General features: G+C 68.1%; 18 protein-coding genes. 3 read left to right on the top strand and 15 right to left on the bottom strand.

What is annotated here, in order from left to right; all coding sequences use genetic code 11:
* The first annotated feature begins 97 nt into the window (after window positions 1-97).
* The gene (locus RCR19_RS00670; protein WP_331263203.1) at window positions 98-1,231 is read left to right on the top strand and encodes a hypothetical protein; all 1,134 of its coding nucleotides are present in this window, start codon (window positions 98-100) and stop codon (window positions 1,229-1,231) included.
* A gap of 563 nt (window positions 1,232-1,794) precedes the next feature.
* A complete protein-coding gene (locus RCR19_RS00675; protein ID WP_331263204.1) occupies window positions 1,795-2,193 on the top strand; it encodes a hypothetical protein in 399 nt (132 codons plus the stop codon).
* 36 nt (window positions 2,194-2,229) lie between these two features.
* Here RCR19_RS00675 and RCR19_RS00680 read toward each other — a convergent pair whose 3' ends face one another.
* The 12 genes from RCR19_RS00680 to RCR19_RS00735 form a co-directional block, all read right to left on the bottom strand.
* Window positions 2,230-3,270, bottom strand: coding sequence for an NlpC/P60 family protein (locus RCR19_RS00680; RefSeq protein WP_331263205.1), 1,041 nt, complete (start codon window positions 3,268-3,270; stop codon window positions 2,230-2,232).
* A 490-nt stretch (window positions 3,271-3,760) separates the two neighbouring features.
* Complete coding sequence (gene ssuE / locus RCR19_RS00685) at window positions 3,761-4,318, bottom strand: NADPH-dependent FMN reductase (protein ID WP_331263206.1); 558 nt, start codon at window positions 4,316-4,318, stop codon at window positions 3,761-3,763.
* A gap of 106 nt (window positions 4,319-4,424) precedes the next feature.
* Window positions 4,425-5,192, bottom strand: coding sequence for an alpha/beta hydrolase (locus RCR19_RS00690; RefSeq protein ID WP_331263207.1), 768 nt, complete (start codon window positions 5,190-5,192; stop codon window positions 4,425-4,427).
* A gap of 1 nt (window position 5,193) precedes the next feature.
* Window positions 5,194-6,222 (bottom strand): LLM class flavin-dependent oxidoreductase, encoded by a 1,029-nt coding sequence (locus tag RCR19_RS00695; protein WP_331263208.1) that lies wholly within the window; start codon window positions 6,220-6,222, stop codon window positions 5,194-5,196.
* 269 nt (window positions 6,223-6,491) lie between these two features.
* Entirely contained in the window at window positions 6,492-7,832 is a 1,341-nt protein-coding gene (locus tag RCR19_RS00700) for an NtaA/DmoA family FMN-dependent monooxygenase (protein WP_331263209.1), read from the bottom strand.
* A gap of 24 nt (window positions 7,833-7,856) precedes the next feature.
* Window positions 7,857-8,726 (bottom strand): ABC transporter ATP-binding protein, encoded by an 870-nt coding sequence (locus RCR19_RS00705; protein ID WP_331263210.1) that lies wholly within the window; start codon window positions 8,724-8,726, stop codon window positions 7,857-7,859.
* A complete protein-coding gene (locus RCR19_RS00710; RefSeq protein ID WP_331263211.1) occupies window positions 8,723-9,592 on the bottom strand; it encodes an ABC transporter ATP-binding protein in 870 nt (289 codons plus the stop codon). Before RCR19_RS00710 ends, RCR19_RS00705 begins: the two co-directional genes overlap by 4 nt.
* Window positions 9,589-10,479: an ABC transporter permease gene (locus RCR19_RS00715; RefSeq protein ID WP_331263212.1), complete on the bottom strand. Its 891-nt coding sequence runs from the start codon at window positions 10,477-10,479 to the stop codon at window positions 9,589-9,591. The genes RCR19_RS00710 and RCR19_RS00715 overlap by 4 nt, the downstream gene beginning before the upstream one ends.
* A gap of 2 nt (window positions 10,480-10,481) precedes the next feature.
* Window positions 10,482-11,510, bottom strand: a complete 1,029-nt coding sequence (locus RCR19_RS00720) for an ABC transporter permease (RefSeq protein WP_331263213.1) — start codon at window positions 11,508-11,510, stop codon at window positions 10,482-10,484.
* A 31-nt stretch (window positions 11,511-11,541) separates the two neighbouring features.
* Window positions 11,542-13,098 carry an ABC transporter substrate-binding protein gene (locus RCR19_RS00725; RefSeq protein WP_331263214.1) on the bottom strand — a complete coding sequence of 519 codons (1,557 nt, stop codon included), beginning with the start codon at window positions 13,096-13,098 and terminating at the stop codon, window positions 11,542-11,544.
* Between the two features lie 488 nt (window positions 13,099-13,586).
* Window positions 13,587-14,489: a DsbA family protein gene (locus tag RCR19_RS00730; RefSeq protein WP_331263215.1), complete on the bottom strand. Its 903-nt coding sequence runs from the start codon at window positions 14,487-14,489 to the stop codon at window positions 13,587-13,589.
* Window positions 14,486-14,920, bottom strand: a complete 435-nt coding sequence (locus RCR19_RS00735; RefSeq protein ID WP_331263216.1) for an Rrf2 family transcriptional regulator — start codon at window positions 14,918-14,920, stop codon at window positions 14,486-14,488. The genes RCR19_RS00730 and RCR19_RS00735 overlap by 4 nt, the downstream gene beginning before the upstream one ends.
* Window positions 14,921-15,058: 138 nt before the next feature.
* Here RCR19_RS00735 and RCR19_RS00740 point away from each other — a divergent pair, with 138 nt between their 5' ends.
* Complete coding sequence (locus RCR19_RS00740; RefSeq protein ID WP_331263217.1) at window positions 15,059-15,565, top strand: cupin domain-containing protein; 507 nt, start codon at window positions 15,059-15,061, stop codon at window positions 15,563-15,565.
* A gap of 52 nt (window positions 15,566-15,617) precedes the next feature.
* Here the strand turns inward: RCR19_RS00740 and RCR19_RS00745 are convergent, their stop codons facing one another.
* From RCR19_RS00745 to RCR19_RS00755, 3 genes are all read right to left on the bottom strand, one after another.
* Window positions 15,618-15,785 (bottom strand): hypothetical protein, encoded by a 168-nt coding sequence (locus RCR19_RS00745; protein WP_331263218.1) that lies wholly within the window; start codon window positions 15,783-15,785, stop codon window positions 15,618-15,620.
* A 123-nt stretch (window positions 15,786-15,908) separates the two neighbouring features.
* Window positions 15,909-16,085, bottom strand: a complete 177-nt coding sequence (locus tag RCR19_RS00750) for a hypothetical protein (RefSeq protein WP_331263219.1) — start codon at window positions 16,083-16,085, stop codon at window positions 15,909-15,911.
* A gap of 316 nt (window positions 16,086-16,401) precedes the next feature.
* On the bottom strand, window positions 16,402-17,127 hold the full coding sequence (locus RCR19_RS00755) for an SDR family oxidoreductase (RefSeq protein ID WP_331263220.1): 726 nt from the start codon (window positions 17,125-17,127) through the stop codon (window positions 16,402-16,404).
* Window positions 17,128-17,206: the final 79 nt, after the last annotated feature.

Here is a 17,206-nt window from a genome sequence, read left to right on the forward strand (position 1 = left end):
CGGGAAGGGGCGCGGGGGGCGGCTTTGCTCCCAGTGTCCGGGACATGGGCGAGGGATTTGTCTCTGCTCCGGGCTTCCCTGCGCTTCAAGGAGAGCCATGCGATACACCACCCTGTCCGGCATCGCCGCCCTGGCCACGATCGTGGTCAACGGTGTGAGCACGGTACCGGCCGTCGCGGCCCCCGGCATTTCGGTGCCGTGCGACACCACGGCCCTGATCAACGCGCTCGCCACGGCGCCCGCGGGATCCACCCTCGTCCTCGCCCGCCACTGCACCTACCACCTGACCACCGCCTACGCCGGCGCCGACGGACTGCCCCCCATCGACAGGCAGCTCACCATCGAGGGCCGCGACTCCACGATCGTCCGCGACGGCCTGACAGCCGGTGCCTTCCGCATCTTCCACGTCACCTCCACCGGTGACCTACGGCTCGACGACGTCACGATCCGCGGCGGCAACGCGCCCGATGCGGGGGGAGGCATCCTCGTCGACAGCTCCGGCAAGCTGAAGCTCGACAAGGTCACCCTCGACAACAACCAGGCCGACGTCGAGGGAGGCGGCGTCTTTGTCGTGGGCGGCGCCATGGCGTACATCACCCGCAGCGAGTTCACCTTCAACAACGCGGGAGAGGGCGGAGGTCTGCAGTCGGACGGCACCGTCACCACCGACAGCGTCCAATTCACACACAACAACGCCGGAGTTGGCGGGGCCATCGGTCACGAGGACGGTACCGCGGTCTTCCGCAATACCACCCTGAAGAACAACACCAGCAGCTTGGACGGCGGTGGCATCGACACAGAAAGCGGCACCGTCCAGTTCATCAACAGCAAGATCATCGACAACACCACCACAGGTGCGCAGGGCGGCGGGATCTGGAACGCGGTCCCGATGACGCTTATCAAGACCGAGGTCTCAGGCAACGTCGCAGGAGGCTCCAACGGCCAGGGCGGCGGCATCTACAACAATCCCGCCGGCACTCTGGTGCTGCGGGACAGCTCGGTCGACCGCAACAGCGCGAACGGCTCCGGCACGTCACAAGCCGGCGGCATCTACAACCCCGGCGGTACGGTGACGCTCGACCGGAGTGAGGTGAACAACAACGCCTCGACCGTCGCACCGGGCGGCGTATGGACCGACACGCAGTTCACGGTGAACCGGTCGGAGATCCAGCGCAACATTCCCACCAACTGCGCGGGCAGCCCCGTCATCGTCACCAGCTGCGTCGGCTGACACAACCTCCGATGCCGCGCCCCGCACCGACCGTCGATTCCGGTGCGGGGCGCCCGGCCCAGCACATCAGAGGGCCAGCGCGGGAACGCACCTGCCCCCACACGTAGGACAACGCTCGTGTCCAGCAACTCGAACCCGGCCAGTTCGAGAAGGAACGAGGTTCAGGCACCCTCAGTTCAGGGCCGGGCACGTTCTGATTCCGGGAAGATCCCCCGCACCAATCGGTCGCTCGAAAGACAACCTTGAGGCGGCTGCAACGGGCAGGCCTGGGTTCGGATTGACGCAACATCGGCATTCGAGAACAGCCAACTGCGGCCAACCGGGGGAAAAGAGAAACGCGGCACGTTTGATCTTTGACTTCCCCTCGACAAGATCAATACTTGCAGTCGTTCGTTTGGGAAAATCGACGACAGAGGTGAGTAACGGTGCATACCGTTTCCAAGTGGGGGCTTGTCGCAGCAGCCGTACTTTCGGTGGCGGCCGCACCGAACTCCGCGTCCGCCTCCCAACAACCCCTCTCCCCCGGCGTGCAACGAAGCGCCGACCGTTATGAGGTCCTGCGCTTGACCGCGCACGCGGAGCAGATCACGTACCTCTCCAACGGCAACCCGCAAACCGGGGTGGGAAAGCAGTATCTCTACATCAACACAATCCAACGGAACGGGCGGCCGTTCGGCACGGAGATGCTGGAATGCACCCAGATCGGGGGCACTCTCACCTCCCCAAGTCCGCACAGTGACCAGTGCAGAGGCACGTTCCTCTTCCCCGACGGACAGGTCACCTGGCAGAACGGGACGTCCTCACCCACGTCCGCGCCACCGGAGGACATCGACATCGCGATCACCGGTGGTACGGACAGGTACGCGGGTGCCACCGGTTACGGCCACGTCAATCTCACGGCACCCGGGGAAAGTACGCAGACGCTCCACCTCTGGCTGAGGCCGGAGGTATCAGGGCGATAGACAGCCCCACCCCGATGAGCGGTACGCGTCGGCGGGTCAGACGCGAACGCCGAACATGAACGGTCCGCCGATCGTGCTCATGGACTCGTACCGGACTACCGTGCCGGGGCGCGGGGCGTGCAGCACCTGACCGTTGCCCGCGTAAAGGCCCACGTGGTGCAGGTCGTTGAAGAAGAAGACGAGATCGCCGACCTTCAGACCGCTTGTCGAGTAGATGCGGGTACCGGCGTTCGCCTGCGCCTCGGACGTGCGAGGTATGCCGACACCGACCTGAGCATAGGCCCAGGAGGTCAGGCCGGAGCAGTCGAAGGAGGACGGACCGGAGGCGCCGTAGACATAGGGCGAGCCGACCTTGCTCTGGGCCACGCCGTACGCTGCGCCGGCCCGCCCGGAGGCGGGTGCGGTGGAACCGCCGAGGGCGTCGCGCATGCTGTCGCGGCTGGCCCGGGCCTGATCGGCCTGGAGGGCCGCACGTTCCTGCGCGGTGAGGCTGTTGAGCAGCTTCTGGGCGTCGGCGAGCTTGCCCTGGACTTCCTTCTTCTTCTTGCCGAGTTCGGTGCGGGTGGAGGCCAGGTCCTTGAGCTTGTCGGTGGCTTCCTGCCGCTCCTGGGCAAGCTCGCGCTGCTTCTCCTGGATCTTCTTCAGCGCCTCGACCTGCTGACCGCTGAGCTGGTCCAGCGTCGACGCCTTGTCGAGGAAGTCGTCCGGGTCCGCGGACAGGAAGAGCTGGATGGACGGGTCGATACTGCCGCTGCGGTACTGAGCGCTGGCCATCGTGCCGATGCCGTCACGCAGCTGGTTGAGCTCGTCCTGACCCCGGGCGACCTTGTCCTGCAGGATGGAGATCTCCTTCTCCAGCTTGCCCTGCTTCTCCCTGGCCCCGTTGTACGCCTCGGTGGCCTTCTCCGCCTCTTCGTAGAGCTTGTCGACCTTGGACTTGACCTCGTCCTTGCTCGGCTTGGCGCCGGGAGCGGCGTCGGCCGCCTGGGCGCTGAGAACAACGGCTGCGGCCGCCGCGGTGGTCAGCACGGTCACACGTGCGCGGCTCGGCTGCTTGGGTCGACGGTGGGACGCCACGGAGGCGAGCTCCTTCTTCCTTCAGCCGCCTACCGACACGCCGGTGGGCGGGCCCCTCCGCCGCCAACCACCCCTTGTGAGTGATCGCCCGGACGGGGGTTCGAAGCCCGACTCTAATGACTTTCTTGTCGGAACTTCAAATCTTGGCAAGAAAATTCCGGACGCCCGTGGATCCTCCACACCAGACCCGTGTGACGCAACTGGCGTGCCGCCTCGTCGTGTTGTGCGACATCGCCGAGCCGATCGCTTCGACGCGGCCCTCACCGGTGGAGGCCGGCACCCCGTGTTCGGCTTGTCGTGGCGGGCCGCCCGCGGAAGTCTCACCGGACTCCGGGGATCGCCGAGACCAGCTCCGACATCAGGACCGCCGAGGGCGCCACCGCGGCCGCCGGTTGCCGCCACACCTGCACGGCGGAACCGCGAACCCGGATCGGATGGCATCCGAGTCCGCGGCCGCCGCCGGGCGTTCGCGGCAGCGTTGGACGTGACGTCAGCCAGTGGGTGCCAGGACGGTGGCACGGCCGCCGAGTGCCGCGGAGAAGCTGTCCGTCACCTGCGCCAGCACCTCGGCGGCACCCGGCGCAACGGTCAGCGTGCCGTCGTCGCCGACGCTGATGTCCTTGTCGACCGTGAACCAGCCCTGGACGATGTGCGAGGCGCCCATGGAGCTCAGGACCGGACGAAGTGCGTAGTCGATGGCCAGGACATGGGCCGTGCTGCCACCCGTGGCCAGCGGCAGCACGGTCTTGCCGGTCAGCGCGTATTGCGGGAGCAGGTCGAGCAGCGACTTCAACAGGCCTGCATAGGCGGCCTTGTAGACAGGGGTGCCGATCACGACGCCGTCCGCCCTGTCGAACAGAGCGGCTGCCTCCGCGATCGCCGGGTGCCGGATGTCCGCGCCCAGCAAGGCGTCGGCGGGGAGTGAGCGCACGTCCAACGCGACCACGTCATGGCCCTGTTGCCGTAGCCGTTCGTCCAGGTGACGCAGGAGTCGAGCCGTGCGGGAGGTGGCAGAGGGGCTGCCGGAGACGGACAGGATGGCGGCCATAGGAGGACCTTTCGGAATCAGGTTCACTGCTGCGAGTGCGAGGGTGCGGTGCGGGCGGCACACCTCGGCGTCTTGTTCTCACCGGCGCCTGCGTGGAACGAGGGCGTCACCAGGCGCTCAGTTCCACGCCGATCAGTGGCACGAGGTTGTTGCGCACGGTCTCGAGAAAGGTGACGATCTCGGCCGCCACCGAGCGGTGTTGCAGGTCGTTCAGGACGTCGTGGTGCGCACCGCGGACCACCGCCAGGCGGGCACGGGATTGTGATTTCGCCGTGCGGGCGAGCGCGTCGTGGTCCGCGAGCGGGTCGGCGTCGCCGATGAGGAACAGTGCCGGCGCGATGAAGTCCCCGTTGTACGCCTCCCTGAGTACGGCGTCCGGTACGGCGTCATTGAGCGACCCTCTCCGGACTTCGTCGTCCTGGGTCAGCGTGCCGCGATGGGTCGGGCAGGAGGTGCGGACCTCGAGTTCGTTCTCCCACGCACCGACGTCGGTTGGAGTGTGGCCCGGAAGCCCCGCGAGGACGACGGCGTCGGGATGCCAGGCGGCCGGGGCGGCCGCCCGGCCGAGGAACGCCGCCACGGCCGTGGCTCCGGTGTCGGCCGCCACCACTACGACAGGGTGGACGACACCTTCTTCGGCCGCGGTGTCCTCGACGACGGCGGCAAGTCGGGCACCGAAGCGGTTCAGGGAACCGGTCGGATCGTCGGCGTCGATGTCCGGGGTGTCGATGACGCGGACGCGGTAGGCGTCGGCGGCAAGCCGCCTGCCCAACCGTGTATATGTCCTCCGGGTTTCCCCTCGGCCGGGGACGATCACGATCGTGCCCCGTGTACGAAGGCCTTCAGGGCCGTGGTGGTCGGCGTACTCGGTCATCTCACTCTCCTGCGGGCCGGGACTCGGTCGCGGGTTTCCAGCCCAGTGCGGGTGCCACCTCGGTCGCGATGAGCTCGAGGGCACGGATCGCGGCATCGTGGTCGGGGACAGCGGGATTGAACTGGGTGATCAGGTCGGTCACGACGGGCAGGACCTTCTCTTGCCGAAACGCCGCGACGACGTCGTCGGGATGGCCGTAGAACGTGTGGAACCGGCGCAGTGCCTCCTCGAGGTCCAAACCCTTGGGGAAGGTGCCGCTCTCGGCGAGGCGATGCGCCGCCCGGAGAACGTCGTCGCCGATCTGCAGAAGTGCTGTGCGCTTGTCCTTGGCGGGGAAGACGAACCGTGACAGGCCGATCCGTGGACGTCGCGGATGCTGCCACGCGGCGAGAAACGCCTCTGCCCATGGGCGTTGCACGTCGTCCGTGGGGTCGTCGAATCCGTACGCCGCCCGGTTGAGCAGCAGGTTGGAGCCCGCAGCAGCGGCGTGTTGTGCGCCAGTACCGCTGAAGACGCCCTGCCAGATCCTGTCCCTGTAGTCGGCGGCTTCGGGTTGGATGCGGAATCCAGGCGTACGTACCTCCTCGTTGGCAAGGGCCTGCCGCAGCAGTACGAGGTGCTCGCTGGTCGACCGGCGTTTGTCGGCGACGTCCTTGCCGAACGCCGCGTATTCGACGTCACTGGAGCCGCTGCCCACACCGACTTCGACCCGACCGCCGCTGAGCGTGTCGACGACGGCGATGTCCTCGGCGAGTCGGACAGGGTCTTCCAGGGGCAGGATCGTGATGGCGGTTCCGAGCCGGATCCGGGTCGTCCGCGCGGCGGCGTGTGCGAGGAAGGGCCACGGCGAGGAGAGGCCGCCACCGCCGAGCGGCACGTGATGCTGGGCGACCCAGCCGACGTCGAAGCCGAGTTGATCCGCAACGACGAAGAGCTCCTGAGCGTTGTGGTACGTCTGGCGCAAGTCGTCACCTCTGCCCTGGACATGGGTGAGGAAACCGAGCCTGAAGCGCGGTGCCTGGGTGGTCATGAGTGACCTTTCGCGGTCGATCGACGTCCAAGTCGTGGCGGGGCTTTATGCACTGGTGGAGCATCAGTGCGTTGTCCCCCTCGGTCGCGCACGGTTCGGGCGCGGCGGTCGGCGGTGGTTTCGGCACTGCGGTCGCCTGCTCCAGCAGCGTGGCGAGCGTTGCCGGGCCTGCGCGGGCACGCAGGAGCCTTCACCGTCATCGGCGGGGCCGCGGAGGTGGGAGCCGAGCTGTGCCCGCCACCGCCGACAGCCCTGTCATCGCCCGGTCCTCAGCCGTTGACGAGGTGAGGCTCGCGGGTGTTGCGGTTGTCCGGGATCGGCAGACCGAGGTTGCCGCGCAGGGTGTCGGCTTCGTACTCGGTGCGGAACAGCCCGCGCTTCTGCAGGATCGGTACGACGCCGTCGACGAAGAGGTTGAGGTCGTCGTCGGTGCGGAAGGCGAGGTTGATGCCGTCGAAGGTGCCGGCGTTGAACCACTGCTCGATGGAGTCGGCGACGGTCCGGGGTGCTCCGACGAACGGCGAGCGGCGGAATTCGCTGATGGATCGGGCGACTTGGCGCAAGGTGAGGTTCTCGGCCCTGGCCCGCTCGATCAGCTTGGCGGCGCCCGTCCGGCCGCCGTTCTCGGCGAGATGTGCGACGTCCGGGAAGGGTGCGTCCAAGTCGTGCCGGCTGAAGTCGTAGGCGCCGAAGGAGCGGCCGAGGAGTGCGAGGTTGCGGTCGAAGTCGTTGTCCTCCTCGAAGATCTCTCGCTCACGGCGCCGGGCGTCCTCGTCGGTGCGGGCGACGATCGGGCCGCCGTGGATGAAGATCTTGATGTGCTCGGGGTCGCGGCCGTAGGAGGCGGTGCGCTTCTTGATGTCGGCGTAGTAGTCCTGGGCCTGTTGCAGTGGACCACCCGGCGCGTAGATGCCCTCGGCGACCTGGGCGGCCAGGTCGCGGCCTTCGTCGGAGACACCGGCCTGGAAGATGACGGGCTGGCCCTGGGGCGAGCGGGAGATGTTGAGCGGGCCCGCGACGTTGAAGTGCTCCCCCACGTGGTTCAGGGCGTGCAGCTTGGCCGGGTCGAGGAAGACGTTGCGTTCCACGTCGGCGGGAAAGGCGTCGTCCTCGTAGGAGTCCCACAGGCCGCGGGCGACATGCACGAATTCCAAGGCACGTCCGTAGCGGGTGGCGTAGTCGAGGTGCTCGTCGAGTCCGTAGTTCTTGGCGGTGCCGGTGTCGAAGCTGGTCACGACGTTCCAGCCGGCGCGGCCGCCGCTGATGTGGTCGAGGGAGGCGAATCGGCGGGCGAGATTGAACGGTGAGTTGTAGGTGGAACTTGCCGTGCCGACCAGGCCGATGTGCCGGGTGTGGGTGGCGACCGCCGAGAGCAGGGTGAGAGGTTCCAGCCGGTTGAGGTAGTGCGCCGGGTAGGTGGCGTTGATGAACTGGCTGTCGACGATGAAGAGGGCGTCGAAGAGCGCGTGCTCGGCCGCCTGTGCCTGGGCGATGTAGTAGTTGATGTCGATGCTGGCGTTCTTGGCGATGCGGGTGTCTTTCCAGAGTCCGTGCTGGCCGGGGCCGCCGACGCCGTACGGGTGCAGCGCGAGGTGGATCTTGCGGGGCATGGCTGTTCCTCTCTGTGGTGCGCTTCAGGCGTGCAGCAGCGCGCGCAGGGCTTTGCGCTCCTCCCGGTCGGCCGAGGCCGTACGGAGGGTGGGCGCGGAGCTGACGAGCAGGCGGGTGTAGAGGTGTTGCGGACGGGTGATGACGTCGCGGGCGGGGCCGACCTCGACGAGTTCGCCCTGGTGGAGCACGGCGATGCGGTCGGCGATCCCGGCGACGGATCCGAGGTCGTGGGAGATGAAGACGAGGGCCACGCCGGTGGCTCGGAGTTCTCTGAGGATCTCCAGGACCTGGACGCGGTTGGCGGAGTCCAGGGCGCTGACCGGCTCGTCGAGGATGACCAGTCGGGGCTCGGTGACCAGGGCCCGGGCCACCGCGACGCGCTGCCGCTGTCCGACGGAGAGCTCCCCGGGCAGCCGGTCGAGAAGTTCGTCGGACAGGCGGACACGAGGGAGGAATGCGCGGGCCCGCTCGGCCGCCTCGTCGCGTGGAACTCCATGGACGAGCAGAGGTTCGGCCAGGGACTCCCCGATGGTGAGGTCCGGGTCGAGGCTGCGCAGCGGGTCCTGGAAGACGTACTGGACGACGCCGCGGCGACGCAGCCCGCGCCACTGGCGGTTTCCGTAGGCGCTGACGTCGTGGCCGCCGATGACGATCCGGCCTGCCGAGGCGCGGACGAGACCGAGAACGGCGCGTGCGAAGGTGGATTTGCCTGAGCCCGTCTCGCCGATGACACCGACGGTTTCGCCGGGTGCGACGCTCAGCGAGACCCCGTGCAGGGCCTGTCGGCGTCGGCGTCGCAGCCCGTAGTGCACCTCGAGGTCGGTCACCTCGAGTACGGCACTCGGGGGCTCTTCGGTGCCGGCGACCGATGGCGCCGGGAGCTGGGCGGTCACGATGCCTCCTGCGGCGTGCGGAACTTCTCCAGGCCGTACTGCTCGTGCTCGGCGATGAGCAGACGGGTGTATTCGTGCTGTGGGGCGTTGAGCACCGTGTGTGTCGGGCCGTGTTCGACTACGCTTCCCTGCCGCATGACGAGCACCTTGTCGCACATCTGGGCGACGACGGCGAGGTCGTGGGAGACGACGACGAGGGCCAGCCCTGTGCGTTCCCGCAGGTCGGCGAGCAGGTCGAGGATCTCGGCCTGGACGGTGACGTCGAGGGCGGTGGTGGCCTCGTCGGCGATGAGGACCTGCGGGTCGGCGGCAATCGCTGCCGCGATCAGGACACGCTGAAGCATGCCTCCCGACAGTTCGTGGGTGTATTGGCTGTAGACGAGTTCCGGCTCCCGCAGCTGCGTCGCCTGCAGCAGTTCGACGGCACGGTGCCGAGCCTGGCGTCGGTTCAACCCCTTCTTGATGCGGATGACCTCGGCGATCTGGGGTCCCACGCGGATGGAGGGGTTGAGGTAGGAGGCCGGGTCCTGGAAGACCGCGCTGATGGTGGCGCCGCGCAGTGCCGTCCACTGCTGGGGTGTGAGGGTCTTGATGTCGGTGCCGCCGATCTCGATCGAGCCGTCCGAGACCTCGAAGTGCGGGGGCAGAATGCCCAGGGCGGCGCGGCAGGTGAGGGTTTTGCCGCTGCCGGACTCACCGACGATCCCGACGGATGTGCCGGGCGTGAGGTCGAAGGTCACCCCGTGGACGATCTCGCGGTCGGTGACGCGGTCGCTGATGTGCACATCGCGGACCCCGAGCACCGGCGGAGCCGACGGGGTCCTGTCCGTGGCGGTGCTCTTCGTCTTCTCGGACAGCGTCGTCATCGGGCGCCTCCGCTGGTTACGAGGTCGGACTTGCTGCGGCGGTCGGTGTGGGCCTTCCGGTTGTTGATCAGGGCTCTGCCTGCCTCGCCGGAGACATCACGCAGGGTGTCGGCGAGCAGGTTGGCGGCCCAGACGGTGACCATGATCAGGAGGGCGGGGACGAGTGGCGCCCAGGGCTGGTAGCTCAGGTAGCCCAGGTCGGACGCGAGCAGGCCGCCCCAGGTGGGCTTGGGAGGCTGGATGCCGATGCCGAGGAATGTCAGGCTCGAGACGATGATGAAGCCGACGCCGATGGTCTGGGCGAGTGCGACGGCGATCGACGGCAGCACCTTGGCCCAGACGTGACGGCGCACCACCCAGCCGATGGAGGCCCCGGAGATGAGCGCGGCCTCCACGTACTGCGAGCGGGCGACGGCCAGTGTGGCGGCGCGGGACACCCGGTAGAAGAGGGGTGACACCAGTGCGCCGGTGACGAGCATGGCCTGCGTGAGGCCGTTTCCGAGCAGTGCGATCACGGCTACCGCGAAGAGCAGGAACGGCAGGGCGACCAGTGTGTCTGCCAGGCGGAGGGTGACCCATTCGAAGGCCCGGCCCAGGTATACCGACAGGATGCCCGGGATCGCGCCTACGACCAGCGCCGTCGAAGCCACTTCGAGGGCTCCGGCCACGCTGACACGGGAGCCGTCCAGGAGACGGCTCAGCACATCGCGACCGAGGTTGTCCGTGCCCAGCAAGTGGGCGCTCGAGGGGTTCGCGAGAGTGTGGCCGCTGGTGGCCAGCGGATCCTGCGGGGCCAGCAGCGGTCCGAAGAGCGCGAGGAGCGCGATCACGGTGAGGACGCCGAGGGCGATCCGTCCGGAGGTGAGGGAGAGGATGCGGCGCATCATGGTCAGACTCCTCGCTGGGAAGCGGGCGTGACGCGCGCCAGCACCAGATTGACGATCAGGTTGAACGTGACGACCAGGAGGATCGACACGACTAGGACGCCCTGCACGGCCGGCACGTCGCCCGCCTGGGCGGAGTCGTTGGCGAACCTGCCGAAGCCCTGCAGACCGAAGATCCACTCCGTGACGACTGAGGCACCCACCAGGGCGGGGAATTTCAGACCGAGGGTGGCCAGCGCCGGGCCGAGGCCGTTGCGCAACACATGGACGAAGAAGATCCGCCGGGTGCTCAGTCCTCGCACAACGGCGCCCGTCACATAGTTCTCGCGGTAGGCCGCGACGAGGCTGGTGCGCAATTGGCGTGCGACGTCGGCGATCACGTCGAAGCTCAAGGCCAGCGCCGGGAGGGTGATGTGCGCCAGCCAGGGGCCGGTTCCCTGCTGCGCGGGGACGTATCCCGCGGAAGGGAACAGGTGGAGTCCCACCGCGAAGATCTCGATCAGCACGATGCCGACGACGAAGGCCGGCATCACCGAGATCACCGTCACGAATCCGGTGATCGCGCGGTCGAGCCAGGTGGTGCGCCGCAGGGCCGCCAGCGTGCCGAGGGCAAACCCGACGACAACTCCGATGAGAAGTGCGAACGTCGCGACCGACAGGCTCACGCCCAGGCCGAGACCGATCAGCGTGGAGATGTCGGCGCCGTTGGTCCAGCTGGCGCCGAGTTGTCCGTGCAGGACGCCGCTGAACCAGTCCCAGTACTGGGCGAAGAAGGGCTTGTCGAGGCCCCATTGGGCCTCCACCCTGTGGATCGCCTCGGGTGTCGCGTCCTCCCCCAGCTGGATCCGCGCGGGGCTGAGTCCACTCAGCGATCGCAGCGCGAATGTCACGAACGTCGCGACCAGGAACACCGGCACGAAGATCGCGATCGACCGGACGAGGACGGCCAGGACGCGGCCCAGCGCGTGCCGCACCCCTGGCCGGGCGACCCCGTGGCGGCGGACGGGAGGGACCTGGACCGTGGTCGTCGTCATGGGGCTGCCTCCTCTCTGTGGTGGGTGGAAGTCACTTGCTGCCGGAGATCGTCACGCCGGTCCAGTCGATGTGGGCCGGGATCTTCGGAAGGCGGGAGATCGTCTTGCTCTTGGCGATGAGGTTGGGCGCGGAGTACGTGAAGACCAGCGCCTTGCTCTGCAGGCCGGACCGGGTCGCCGCCCGAAGGACGGTGGTGTAGTCCGGCGCCTCCAGCGGTGTCCGGCGGACCTTGGCGACGGCCGCCTCGAAGCCCGCCGGCTCGTAGGGCGAACTCAAATTCAGCGGGCCGTTGGGGCCGAAGTGGGCGGTGAGGGTCTGGACTGCGGAGTCGCGGCCCGTGGTGGAGTACAGCGAGAACGTGAGGTTCTTGGCGAAGAACGGGGTGGCCCAGTTCTTGTCGATCTTGATGGTGACGGTGATACCGACCGCGGCCAACTGGGACTGGACGATTTCGGCTTGCGGATCCTCGGCGGGGATCACCAGATCGAGCTTGAGGTCCCCGGCCTTGTAACCCGCCTCGGCAAGGAGTTTCTTCGACTTGCCCGGGTCGTAGGGATAGTTGTTCTGCGATGCCGGGTCGTAGGCCACGTATCCCTTGGGGAAGGGCTGATCGGTCACCTGGCCGTAGCCGAAGGTCAGCTTGTCGACGAACTCCTGGCGGTTGATCGCATGGCGAACCGCATCGACGACCTTGTTGTTGTCGAAGGGCGCCTTGTTGACGTTTAGGCTGATGTTCGAGGCGTTGAAACCGGGTTGTACGAAGACGTCCAGGCCGGCCTTCTTGGCTGCGGCTGCCTGACTCGGTTCGATGTCGGCGAAGTTGTACACCCCGGTCTGCAGCCCGGACACGACGGTCGACGCGTCAGGTGCCGAGGTCAGCTCGACGTTGTCGATGTGGATGTTCTTCGCGTCCCAGTAGTTGGGGTTCTTCTTCAGAACGGCCTTCGTACCGGGGATCAACTGAGTGATGGTGAACGGCCCCGCGCCGACCGGGTTCTGGTCCAGCTTGCCGGGGTCGGCTGCCGCCTTGGGGCTGGCGATCTGCAGGACGCGCTCGCCGAGCAGCTGGGGGATCTGGTAGTCGACCTGGGTGAGGTGGACAACCGCGTCCAGTCCACGGGCATCCACCGATTTGATGGAGGTCAGGTCGCCGAAGAGCGCGGAGTTCTTCTGCTTCTTGGCCCGCTCGATGGCCGCCTTGACCGCGGCGCCGTCGACGGGCTCCCCGTCGCTGAACTTCAGGCCCGGGCGCAGTTGGAAGGTGATCTCGTCGCCCTTGCTGTTGTACTCCCAGCTCTTGGCGAGGTCCGGGACCGCCTTGCCGGTCTCGTCGGTGCGCGTCAACGAGGCGTACACCAGCGCCAGTTCACGGAACTGGGCGCCGCTTCCCCCGACCACCGGATCCCAGTGGGTCGGGAAGTAGGAAGAGGCCCACTTCAGCGTGGCGGCGCCGCCTGCTGAGGACGCGGTGCCCCCGCACGCGCTGAGAGCGCCGACGAGCACGGTAAGCAGGACAGTGGCGAGGGCTGTGGCTCGCAGGCGGATCGCATGCAGGGCGGGGCGGCGAGGCATGAGTCGTCCGGGCATGTGGCTACTTCCTTTGATGGCCCCGTCCCCGTCATGAGCGGGCAGGACGGGAACGAGGGACGGCACGCACCCGCGCCGGGACGACTGCGCCTGACGGCACGCCGACGGTTGCTTCGGTGCACACGTCGGACATGCGGCGTTCAGGCCATGGGGCGTCGGCAGGTTCGCGGGGAGGACCGGGATACGGAAAGACAGGGGTGACGAAGCGCAGAGGTGCGGGCGCGGCGACAGGCCGTGCTCAGTGGAGCAGTGGGCGGCCGGTACTGACGGAAAAGGTCAGGCGCCTGGGTGCCAGAGGCGGGCGATCAGCGACAGAGCGCGCTGCTGGTGCGCCGCAGGTCCACATAGCGGCACACCACACCGGGGTGCGTCGTAAGCATGCTCAACATCTTGGTGGTGGCCATAAGCGGCTGTCAATGGACACCAATTGGTGTCTCATTCAGTGGAACTGGCCCTGCCATCAACTCGAACCGTGTCACGGCCGCAAGTCAACGCGGGGTGGTGGCCGGGTGGACCGCGGCCTCCCGCGGATGCAGCCACAACGGTCCGTTACCGGTCTCCGCCCGTACCACGTGCTGCGGCGGCCACGGCCCCTGCGTCAGAAGGCGGACCTCCGGGTCGGTCAGACTCCCGTACCGCTCCAGCGCCGCGCCGGCGGACAGCGCCACCGAAGCCGACAACAGCCCCGGGCACAGTTCCTCGACGGCCGCCGCGTACTCCTCGAAGGACCGCCAGCCGGGCACCGTACGGCGCTCGGAGGCGACGCGGAACAGCAGCGTGGGCAACGCATACCGGTAACCGCCCTCGGCGGTCTCCTTTGCAGTGCCGGGGTGCGGCGAGCCCCCAAGGCCGGACAGCACCTCGGCCACCGGACGCCGCGCCTCGGCACGATCGGCTCGTACCTCCTCCAACACCCCAGCGGAGGCCGCGTCGTGCGAGAGCCGCTCCCAGTCCAGGCCCGGCGTCTCCCGCGCCGCGGACAGGGCCAGCGCAGTGGTGTCCGCCGGCTCACCGAGTACGAATACGGTCTCGCGCAGCCGCCGCAGCACCCGCTCGGCCACGGCATTCCCTTGCAGTTCCGCGGCTTTGGCGACAACGGAGGACGGCCAGGAACTCTCCGCCACCCGTTGCAACCGGACCGCGTGGGGCGCCCCGGTGTGTCCGCTGATCTCGGCGACGTAGTCCGCATACCAGGCGGTTTCCGCCGCCGGGTCCGGGGGCGGATCGTCGTCGTGATCGAAGAGGATGCAGTACACCCGGCGCCAGTGCACTCGCCCGGCAAGTGCCGCCCGCAGCCGTCGGAAGACCGGCTCCGATCCCCAGGCCCAGGGGCACAACGGGTCAGTGTACTCGACCACTTCCACCGTGCGCAGCTCTGGCACCTGTGTCATGCAGCGCCCTTGTGGGCAGACCGTTCAACCGCCTCCGCGGGCAGCAACGAGGCCAGCGTCACCCCGCCGAGGACGGCCGCCGCATCCGCCTCGACCTGTCGCCACACGCCGGGCAGCCCCATGGCGGGGCCGGGATAGGCGAGTTCGTCGAGCGACTCACCGCGCAGGGTGATCACCTCACCGTCGACGGCCCGCACGACATCCAGCAAGGTGATGTCCTCGGCGGGCCTGCCGAGCCAGTAACCGCCCTCGCAGCCACGCTGACTGCGCACCAGACCTGCTCTGCGCAGCTCACCCACCACGGACTTCAGGAACCGGAACGGGATCTGCTGCGAGGAGGCGATGACCTCGCAGGTGAGCGGCCGGGCCGGCGCACGGGCGAGCTCCAGAAGAGCCCGCGCGGCGTAGTCCGCCTTCGCGGAGATATGCATGCGCCCATCATGCCCGACGGCTCCTGCGGCGACCGGGCCTGTTTCCCCTATTCCTCTGCATTGCAGGAACGTTGCCGCAGGTGAACGGCAATGGACACCACTTGACATCCTTTTTTGCCCGCATCTAGCGTCCCCGTCATGAGCGAGCCCTCGACGACCCCTGGTGAAGGATTCCACCCCCATCTCCACGAGACCGCGGGGAGTCCGGCGGCCCCGCTGCGGAACCGTCTGCACCACATCCGCGCCGACTCCCTGGACGGCGACACCGCCCAGACGGGCGGCATGCGCAGGTTCGCCGCCGTCAGCGGAAAGACCGTCGGATCCGAGAAACTGTGGATGGGGCAGACACACGTCGCCCCCGCGACCTCCTCCTCCGACCACCATCACGGCGAATCCGAGACCGCCATCTACGTCGTGAGCGGCCACCCCGAGTTCGTCTTCCTGGACGGCTCGGGAGAGGAACCCGACGAGATCCGACTGCGGACCGGGCCCGGTGACTACATCTTCGTCCCGCCGTTCGTACCGCACCGGGAGGAGAACCCCGACCCCTCCGAAGAGGCGGTGGTCGTCATCGCCCGCAGCACCCAGGAAGCGATCGTGGTCAACCTCCCCGGGCTGTACGCCCTTCCCGCCGAGGAAGGTTGATCGGCGCGCCGAGGCGTCCCGGCCGTCGGCGGCTGCCCGAACGACCTGTTGGTCAGCCCCCGGCCCTGGTCTTGACGAGCGGCGCATCCCGCGTGAACTCCCAGAACCCGACGCTGTAGTACGGCCCGCGCGCCGCGGGGTGCCCCGGCGCGCCCAGACGGGCGACCGTCGCGTGCGTGGCCTCGGCTGACCGCACCAGTTGCATCCCGTGCAGAAGCATCGCCCTCCCCAACCCGCGACGGCCGGTGGCCGTACCGGTCGATCACCTCGTCGACCAGTTGCGCGTGGTCGGGATGGACCGGAGATGAGCCCAGCCCCAGGCCACCAGATGCCCGCCCGAGAATCACAGACGACGTCGCCAACTCGCGCCGTCACTGACATGCCCCTTGCGCCAGTTCCAGGCGAGTTCGCCGAACGTCGCGTCGCTGTTCACCAGATCCGGAAGGGTGGCGGTGACACATTGCGCCAGACCCTGCATGAGCTGCACATCCGCGGCGGTCACAAGCTCGGCGCTCGTCATGGCGGGCCACAATGTCAGGGTTCGGCGATGCCGTCGACCCGTTTTCCCGTGCCGCCGATCGCGACTGGCAACGATGCCGTGCCCGAGGTGGACGGTCGCGGCTGCGAGCCCCAAGGAAGGCCGGGCAGCCATCCCCGTCGATCACCCATGAGCCCCGTGGACACCGGTCTGCCCCACCACACCCCGACCGGCCCGACAGGCCCCCGTCTCGCACGCCTCGCCGTCGCCGGATCTGCTCTGGCCGCGTACCGCGCGCGGCCAGAGCAGATCCCCTCCTCCCCGTCCATCCGGCCATGGAACACGGGGAGCCGTTGGATCAGGCGACCTCGGCGCGCGGCCGAACCACGATCTCGCTGACGTCGACGTCGTTCGGCTGGCCGATGACATAGGCGATGGCGTCGGCGACCGAGGAAGCCGGCAACTGAAGGCTGTCTGCCATCGAGCGGATGTATGTCATGGTCCCGGGGTCGCCGCCCTGGATCAGTTCGGACTCGGTGAAGGACGGACTTATGTCGGTCACCCGGACGTCGTTGTTCTCCTTGCGCAGACCCTCGGAGATCGCGCGCACGGCGTACTTGGTCGCGCTGTACACGGCCGTGGCGGGCGCGACGTAGTGCCCCAGGGTGGAGGCCATGTTGATGATGTGACCGTGCCCCTGCGACTTCATCAGCGGCAGCGCAGCGGCGATACCGTGCAGCACACCCCTGATATTGACGTCGATCATCTGGTTCCAGTCCTGCAGACGCGCGGCGTCCAACCGCGACAGCGGCATCACACCGGCATTGTTCACCAGGACGTCGACGCGGCCGTGCCTGCTGTGGGCGCCTTCGACGAATGCCTTCACACTGTCCGCGGCGGTGACGTCGACGGCGGCGCGGTCCGCCTTGTGGCCGGCCTCCTGCAGCTCCCTGACCAGGGCGTCAAGACGGTCCACCCGGCGGGCGCCGACCACGACGTGGTGTCCCTCTCCGGCCAGACGACGGGCCGTGGCCGCGCCGAGCCCACTGCTCGCTCCGGTGATGAGGACGATCTTCGAGGACATGAGTACTCCAACATGTTTCACGCACGGCCGTGACGCCCTGGGACCGAGCGACCCTCGAGGAGGACTCGAGTGCGCCATG

The organism is Streptomyces sp. WAC07094 (genome assembly GCF_036320405.1).
GTDB classification, from domain to species: Bacteria; Actinomycetota; Actinomycetes; order Streptomycetales; family Streptomycetaceae; genus Streptomyces; species Streptomyces lannensis.